This window comes from Pantoea sp. K16 (genome assembly GCF_048452805.1).
Taxonomy (GTDB): Bacteria; Pseudomonadota; Gammaproteobacteria; order Enterobacterales; family Enterobacteriaceae; genus Pantoea; species Pantoea agglomerans.
The window spans coordinates 350,812-358,445 of the sequence record NZ_JBLWNV010000003.1; the positions used below are offsets into that span (position 1 = coordinate 350,812).

Annotated in this window: 6 protein-coding genes; 3 read left to right on the forward strand and 3 right to left on the reverse strand. The window is 55.6% G+C overall.

From position 1 onward, the window contains the following. The first annotated feature begins 94 nt into the window (after positions 1-94). Positions 95-1,288: a multidrug effflux MFS transporter gene (locus ACK13D_RS06105; RefSeq protein ID WP_346450098.1), complete on the forward strand. Its 1,194-nt coding sequence runs from the start codon at positions 95-97 to the stop codon at positions 1,286-1,288. Here ACK13D_RS06105 and dadX read toward each other — a convergent pair. Both dadX and ACK13D_RS06115 read right to left on the reverse strand, forming a co-directional pair. Beyond that, on the reverse strand, positions 1,281-2,351 hold the full coding sequence (gene dadX, locus ACK13D_RS06110; protein WP_346450097.1) for a catabolic alanine racemase DadX: 1,071 nt from the start codon (positions 2,349-2,351) through the stop codon (positions 1,281-1,283). The genes ACK13D_RS06105 and dadX overlap by 8 nt on opposite strands. A 19-nt stretch (positions 2,352-2,370) precedes the next feature. Then, a complete protein-coding gene (locus ACK13D_RS06115) occupies positions 2,371-3,672 on the reverse strand; it encodes a D-amino acid dehydrogenase (RefSeq protein ID WP_010260588.1) in 1,302 nt (433 codons plus the stop codon). Between the two features lie 504 nt (positions 3,673-4,176). Here ACK13D_RS06115 and ACK13D_RS06120 point away from each other — a divergent pair. Beyond that, a complete protein-coding gene (locus ACK13D_RS06120; protein ID WP_010260586.1) occupies positions 4,177-5,712 on the forward strand; it encodes a SpoVR family protein in 1,536 nt (511 codons plus the stop codon). 41 nt (positions 5,713-5,753) lie between these two features. Here ACK13D_RS06120 and fadR read toward each other — a convergent pair whose 3' ends face one another. Next, positions 5,754-6,473: a fatty acid metabolism transcriptional regulator FadR gene (gene fadR, locus ACK13D_RS06125; RefSeq protein ID WP_010670276.1), complete on the reverse strand. Its 720-nt coding sequence runs from the start codon at positions 6,471-6,473 to the stop codon at positions 5,754-5,756. A 483-nt stretch (positions 6,474-6,956) separates the two neighbouring features. Here fadR and dsbB point away from each other — a divergent pair, with 483 nt between their 5' ends. Beyond that, positions 6,957-7,487, forward strand: coding sequence for a disulfide bond formation protein DsbB (dsbB, locus tag ACK13D_RS06130; protein ID WP_010260580.1), 531 nt, complete (start codon positions 6,957-6,959; stop codon positions 7,485-7,487). The last annotated feature ends 147 nt before the right edge of the window (positions 7,488-7,634 follow it).

The window sequence follows — 7,634 nt, forward strand, 5'->3', positions numbered from 1 at the left end:
TCGCACTTTCCGCACGACTTCCTCTATCTTTTTTGCCGCTGAATCATTACCCTCTGCGATCGTTTTTTAACAGAACGCTTACCCTCTGGTTGTTATGCAAAAATTTACTCTGCTGTTATTAAGCCTGGTGCTGCTGGCACCCTTAGGCATCGATCTCTATTTGCCCACGCTGCCACAAATCGCAGAAGGGCTGGATACGCCGGTTAATCTGGTGCAGACCACCATTCCCCTGTTTCTGCTGGTCATGGGGCTGGGACAACTGGTGACCGGCCCGCTGGTGGACAACTATGGCCGTAAGCCGATCGCCTTGCTGGGCCTGGCGCTTTACATCACGGGGAGTGCCATCGCCGCCACCGCTACCTCATTCCCGCTGTTCGTCCTTGCCCGCCTGGTGCAGGGCTGTGGCGTCTGCTGCAGCGCGGTCGTGGCCTTTAGCGGCGTGCGTGATCGCCTGAGCGGTGATGATGCCGCCCGTGCGTATGGCTTCCTGAATGGCGCATTAAACATCGTCCCGGCCCTGGCTCCGCTGCTGGGCGGTTTGCTGGCCAGCGCCTTTGACTGGCGCGCACCCTTCTGGTTTCTCTGCGCCTACGGCGTGCTGATTACGCTGCTGGTGATTATCTGGCTGCCAGAGACGCGCCCGGCGGATACCCTGCGGGTGAAAGGATTACCGATTAAACAGTATGCCGCGATCCTGCGTCAGCCGCGCTTTCTGGCGTTCGCGTTCGCCAATGCCGGTGCGCTAGGCATGGTGCTGACCTACGTGTCGCTGGCACCGCAGGTATTAATGACCGAAGGCGGGCTGACGCCAATCCAGTTCTCTTTTGCTTTTGGCGCCAACGGTTTCTGGATCATGTTTGTCAGCATGTTCGTGAATAAAGCGATTCGCAAAGCGGGTCGCCCTTTCTGCCTGGCGATGGGGTTTTTCACTATGCTGATGGGCGCGGTGCTGCTGGTTGCGGGGATGCAGATCTTCCCGGCGGAGATGCAGACGCACTGGGCGCTTTACATGTTCCCGGTGGCCGTTTCAGTTGCCGGGCTGGCCTTTACGGTGGGACCGGCCACCAGCTATGCGCTGGAGCCCTATCAGCAACAGGCGGGCGTGGCGTCCGCCTTGCAGGGATTCATTCAGATGGCCGGTGGCGCGTCAGGCAGCCTGGTCATTGTGGCGCTGCCGGTGCCGGAGAAGCTGTCGCTGAGTCTGATGATGCTGCTGGGTGCAGCGCTGGCCTTTATCGCCTGGCGCTGCAGCAGAAAGATGCGCGGCAGCCTGACCGCGCTTAAATAACGGTTACCGGAACGCGGGGTGCCAGCGCACACATCAGCTCGTACCCTACCGTTCCGGCCGCTTTTGCCACCTGATCGATTTTCACCTGCTCACCCCACAGCTCCACGGCTGAGCCAATACCGGCCTGGGGACAGGGGGTCAAGTCGACGGTGATCATATCCATCGAAACCGCACCAACCACCTGAGTCATCACACCATCGACACAGACGGGCGTACCCGTCGGGGCATGCCGTGGATAGCCATCCGCGTAGCCACAGGCCACCACGCCAATTCGCTGCGCTGCACTGGCGTGATAGCGGTAGCCGTAACCCACTCCATCGCCCGCCTGTAGCTGCTGGACCGCAATAATCTCACTGCTTAAGGTCATCACTGGCTTCAGGCCACTGCCTGCAATGTCCTGCCAGTCACCGCTGGGCGACGCGCCATACAGAATGATGCCGGGACGGACCCAGTCAAAGTGCGCTTCAGGATGCCACAGGGTGCAGGCGGAGTTGGAGAGCGATCGCGGGCAGTTCAGCCCCTCAGCCGCCTGCTCTACGCGCTGCAGTGGCGCAATCAGACCCTGCGGATTTTCCGCATCGGCAAAATGGGCCATCAGCGTCATCTCACCTACCGTACTGAGCGCCCGCAGCTTTTGCCATGCACCGTTGACCTGTTCCGGGCGAAAACCCAGCCGGTTCATCCCGCTGTTCATTTTGAGATAGATATCAACCGGTGCTGCAAGTCTGGCACTGGCCAGCGCGTTGATTTGCCAGTTACTGTGTACGCTGGTGGTGAGACGATAACGGTCAATCAGCTGCAGATCCTCTGGCTGGAAGAAACCTTCCAGCAGCAGAATCGGCTTTTTCCAGCCCTGTTCGCGCAGCTGGATCGCCTCTTCCATATTAAGAAGCGCGAAGCCGTCAGTGGCAGATAACGCCTCGCGCACGCGATCAATGCCATGGCCATAAGCATTAGCTTTCACCACTGACCAGACGCGGGAGGCGGGTGCCGCCTGGCGAACAACAGTCAGGTTATGATGTAACGCCTGCTGGTTGATGATAGCGACAATCGGACGTGACATCCTCTCTCTCCCTGAATACTTAACGAGTTGCGTTGGCGTTACGCAGCGGCGATGAGGTCGCCGCGAAACCGGGTAAGTAGCGGAACACCGCTAAGTCATCCGCCGCAATGGCCGGCTTTTTACCGGAGATGAGATCGGCCAGCAACTGACCAGAACCACACGCCATCGTCCAGCCCAGCGTACCGTGACCGGTATTGAGCCAGAGATTAGAGATCGGTGTGGCGCCCACAATCGGCGTACCGTCTGGCGTCATCGGACGCAGACCGGTCCAGAAACTCGCCTGCGCGAGATGACCGCCTTCAGGATAGAGATCACTGACCACCATCTCCAGCGTTTCCCGCCGCGCTTCGGTGAGTTTGGTGTTAAAACCAACAATTTCCGCCATGCCGCCGACACGAATACGATCGTCAAACCGCGTCACCGCCACTTTGTAGGTCTCATCCAGGATAGTTGAAACCGGTGCGGCATCAGGATTTTTAATCGGAATAGTGAGTGAATAGCCTTTCAGCGGATAGACCGGAATATCGATGACATTTTTTAACAGCGCGGTCGAGTAGGAACCGAACGCCACCACATAGCTGTCCGCCTTGATAATCTCATCGCCGCACTTCACGCCATAGATGCGATTGCCATCGCGCAGCAGGTGGTCGACCGGAGTATTAAAGCGGAAGACCACGCCCGCCTCTTCGGCCATTTTTGCCAGCCGCTGAGTAAAGAGCTGACAGTCGCCGGTTTCATCATTGGGCAGGCGTAATCCGCCGGTGAGTTTATGCTGGGTTGCCGCCAGTGCCGGTTCAACGCGAGACAGTTCATGCGCCTGCAGCAGCTCATAGGGCACGCCCGCGTCGCGCAGCACCGCAATATCTTTGCTGGCGCTGTCGAACTGCTGCTGGGTACGGAACAGTTGCAGCGTCCCGCCCTGACGGCCCTCATAGGCGATGCCGGTTTCACTGCGCAGCGCTTTCAGACAGTCACGGCTATATTCGGCAATCCGCACCATGCGGCTTTTGTTCTGCTGATAGTGATTGATGTCGCAGTTGCGCAGCATGTGCCACATCCACTCCAGCTGAAAACTACTGCCATCCAGCCGGATAGCCAGCGGCGCGTGGCGCTGAAACATCCACTTCACCGCTTTCAATGGCACGCCGGGCGCTGCCCAGGGTGCGGCATAACCCGGAGAGATCTGACCGGCATTCCCTGCACTGGTCTCCATCGCTGCGGCGGGCTGACGATCAATGACCGTCACCTGATGTCCGGCACGCGCCAGATACCAGGCACTTGCCACCCCGACCACACCACTTCCAAGAATTACAACGTGCATAGCTCCCCCACCCGACCTGTAAAAGCATAATTCACTGTTCAACTGATGATAGTCAGCGGATTTACATAGCGGACACCACCACAGAATTTCACCATCCATTTCACATCTTTTTTACTTTTCAGGTAACTAAAATCTTGTCGCACGGCCAATTTCAGCGCTTTATGCGTCTTAATCCTTAAACACAGAAATAAATGACAACGAAGGCAGTTAAATCTGCCTGTTGCAGGAGATTCATTCAACCCCATACATTCCGCTTATAAACAGGATTAGATTCCGCAATTTATAATAAGGCTAGTATTAAAGGCTGTTAAATTCTCTGCCGCACCACTCTTAATGATTTTGTGCCAAAGAATTCGTTTGAGTTCGCATTTCGGATAAGCGACAGTGGGCTATCATTGTTGTGTTCGCTCAGTTTTTTTCGGGTTCCCTTTTTCAGGATGAAGCCTTAAATAACCAGAACGGGTTGTCTTTCGGGTCAGCCGGTTTGCAAAAAAGAGGTGCGCTATGACGACAATCTTTGACGAAGCCATCAGAGACAGCAAACGACTCAATGACGGACCAGACTGGACATTCGAACTGCTTGATGTCTACTTAGCCGAGATCGACCGGGTGGCTAAACTCTACCGGCTTGATACCTACCCGCACCAAATCGAAGTGATTACCTCTGAACAGATGATGGATGCCTACTCCAGCGTCGGCATGCCAATCAACTATTCACACTGGTCATTCGGCAAAAAGTTTATCGAGACCGAGCAGCGCTATAAGCATGGTCAGCAGGGTCTGGCCTATGAGATTGTCATCAACTCTAATCCCTGCATCGCCTACCTGATGGAAGAGAACACCATGACCATGCAGGCGCTGGTGATGGCGCATGCCTGCTATGGCCACAACTCTTTCTTTAAAAATAACTATCTGTTCCGCAGCTGGACGGATGCCGGGTCGATTGTCGATTACCTGTTGTTCGCCAAAAACTATATCAGTGACTGCGAAGAGCGCTATGGCGTCGAAGAGGTAGAGCGGCTGCTCGACTCCTGCCATGCCTTAATGAATTATGGCGTCGATCGCTATAAGCGCCCGCAGAAAATCTCTCTGCAGGAGGAGAAGGCGCGGCAGAAAAGCCGTGAAGAGTATCTGCAAAGTCAGGTGAACACCCTGTGGCGAACGCTGCCACGGCGTGAGAAAGAGACCGTGACCTTTGAAGCCGCGCGCTACCCCTCTGAGCCGCAGGAAAACCTGCTCTATTTTATGGAGAAAAACGCCCCGCTGCTGGAGTCATGGCAGCGTGAGATCCTGCGCATTGTGCGCAAGGTGAGCCAGTATTTCTATCCGCAGAAACAGACCCAGGTAATGAATGAAGGCTGGGCAACATTCTGGCACTACACCATCCTCAATCACCTCTATGATGAAGGCAAAGTGTCGGAACGCTTTATGATGGAGTTCCTGCACAGCCACACCAACGTCGTGTTTCAGCCGCCCTATAACAGTCAGTGGTATAACGGCATCAACCCCTATGCGTTAGGGTTCGCGATGATGCAGGATATCAAGCGTATCTGTCAGTCGCCGACCGAGGAGGATCGCTACTGGTTCCCGGATATCGCCGGTTCCGACTGGCTGGAAACGCTGCATTTTGCGATGCGCGAGTTCAAGGATGAGAGTTTTATCAGCCAGTTCCTGTCGCCGAAAGTCATGCGTGATTTCCGTCTGTTTACCGTACTGGATGATGACCGCAACAATTATCTCGAAATCGCCGCGATCCACGATGAGGCGGGCTACCGGGCAATTCGCCAGCAGCTCTCTGCGCAGTACAACCTGAGTAATCTCGAACCGAATATTCAGGTCTATAACGTCGATCTGCGCGGTGACCGTTCGCTGACCCTGCGTTATGTGCCGCAGAGCCGCACGCCACTGGATAAGAGCCGTCGCGAGGTGCTGAAACATGTGCATCGTCTGTGGGGATTTGATGTGATTCTGGAACAGCAGAACGAGGATGGCAGCGTAGAGCTGCTGGATCGTAATCCACCACGCGGTTCATCACTCTGATGGGATAAAAACAAAAAACCGGACGCGATGTCCGGTTTTTTTTAACGCTTACTGCCGAGATCGTCGGGCAGATTCTTCTGCATACTGTGCCAGATTTCACCGCTGCGGCGGCCGTAGTTGCGCACCACGTCCACAATCTCATCCTGTCCGGGCTCTTTGTCGCACAGTTCCAGCAGTTTAAGATAGAAATCGCGCGCGACCTGACGGGCTTCCGGATTAGAGAAGTAGTGGCGGCCAACGCGGGTATAGAGCCCTTTCAGGCCATTCAGGATCAGACCGTAAATCGGGTTACCTGACGCAAACGCCAGACCGCGGAACACCCGGTAGTCGAGCTCGGTATAGGCATCAGCCTGATCGGCAGCCGCGCTGACCGTTTCCAGCACTTCGCGTGCTTTGTCCGGATGATGGCGCAGCGCCCGGCTGATAAAGATCGATGAAATATTGCTGCGTACCGACAGCAGGTTGTCGATCAGCACCGGAACGCTGTCGTGATCGAGACGGGCCAGCGTTTCCAGAATATTCAGGCCGGACGTCTCCCAGAAATCGTTCACCCGTGTTGGTTTACCGTGCTGAATAGTCAGCCAGCCATCGCGCGCCAGGCGCTGCAGCACTTCACGCAAGGTGGTGCGCGTCACCCCAATCAATTCAGAAAGCTCACGCTCAGCAGGAAGAATCGACCCTGGCGGAAAGCGACTGTTCCAGATGCTTTCAATAATATACTCTTCAGCAAATCCCGCTGGACTCTGAGCCTTTATAACCATAGCAATGTGTTCTCGTTGCTTTTCTAATCATGATGGGCACTCATCATACCAGACGCCCTATAGCGGATATAGCCTGCGTAACCATTAAAACCGGGCGCAGGCGCATATTTCAGCATGGCTGACCGCAGTATCAGCGGCTTCGGGATCACGGGCGGGCTGAATGGCTTTCTGCGCTGAAATGGCGCGTGCCACAGCACCGCTGAGTGTCAGCGTTCAGCCACCCTGAAAGCGCAGGACTTTGACAGCATATAACCCGCGCCTGCCGTTTCGCCTCCTGCCGCATGCGATCGCCCCTGTCGCCACTGCGGCTCTCCCCGCTCTTCACTGACGGTCGTTCTGCCGATAAGGTCCGGCTTATCCTCATTTAACCTGCTCTGGATCAGAATCAGGTCATGTTTGCACACGATTTTTCCCTGCCCCTGGCTGGTTTGCAAACGCTTTTGGTTTACACTGCGTGGCATTAACGTTTACAGGGAATGCAATATGTTGCGATATCTGAATCAATGCTCACGTGGTCGCGGAGCCTGGTTACTACTGGCACTGACTGCACTTGCACTGGAATTAACAGCACTCTTTTTTCAGCACGTAATGGGCCTGAAGCCCTGCGTGATGTGTATTTATGAGCGCAATGCGCTGTTTGGTGTGCTGGGCGCGGGTCTGGTTGGTGCGATTGCGCCGAAATCGCCATTGCGTCTGGCGGCGCTGGCGTTGTGGATCTACAGTGCCTGGGAAGGTCTGCGTCTCTCTTATGAACATACCATGATTCAGCTGCACCCTAACCCCTTCACCACCTGTGATTTTGCTGCCCGCTTCCCCAGCGGCTTACCGCTGGATAAGTGGCTGCCGTCGGTGTTTCTTGCCAGCGGTGACTGTGCAGAACGCAGCTGGACTTTCCTGACGCTCAGCATGCCGCAGTGGATGATTGTGGTGTTCGCCGGTTATCTGCTGGTCGCGGCGCTGGTGCTGATAGCTCAGCCGCTGAAACCTAAACGCCGCGATCTCTTTGGTCGCTGAGATCAAAAAAGGCTGCCACTGGCATAATGCTGGTCAGTTAAGATTAGAGTTGTAAAGGCTGTCACGGTCAGACGTGGCAGCTTTTTTTCTGTGCGAGCGAGCCGCAGTGCGGGCCAGCGCACCTCTGCTGCTGCCGGGCCGTCCTCG

Bases quoted from the DNA above. Each gene is read 5' to 3' on its own strand.
- ACK13D_RS06105 (WP_346450098.1), top strand. From the start codon at position 95: ATGCAAAAATTTACTCTGCTGTTATTAAGCCTGGTGCTGCTGGCACCC.
- dadX (WP_346450097.1), bottom strand. From the start codon at position 2,351: ATGTCACGTCCGATTGTCGCTATCATCAACCAGCAGGCGTTACATCAT.
- ACK13D_RS06115 (WP_010260588.1), bottom strand. From the start codon at position 3,672: ATGCACGTTGTAATTCTTGGAAGTGGTGTGGTCGGGGTGGCAAGTGCC.
- ACK13D_RS06120 (WP_010260586.1), top strand. From the start codon at position 4,177: ATGACGACAATCTTTGACGAAGCCATCAGAGACAGCAAACGACTCAAT.
- fadR (WP_010670276.1), bottom strand. From the start codon at position 6,473: ATGGTTATAAAGGCTCAGAGTCCAGCGGGATTTGCTGAAGAGTATATT.
- dsbB (WP_010260580.1), top strand. From the start codon at position 6,957: ATGTTGCGATATCTGAATCAATGCTCACGTGGTCGCGGAGCCTGGTTA.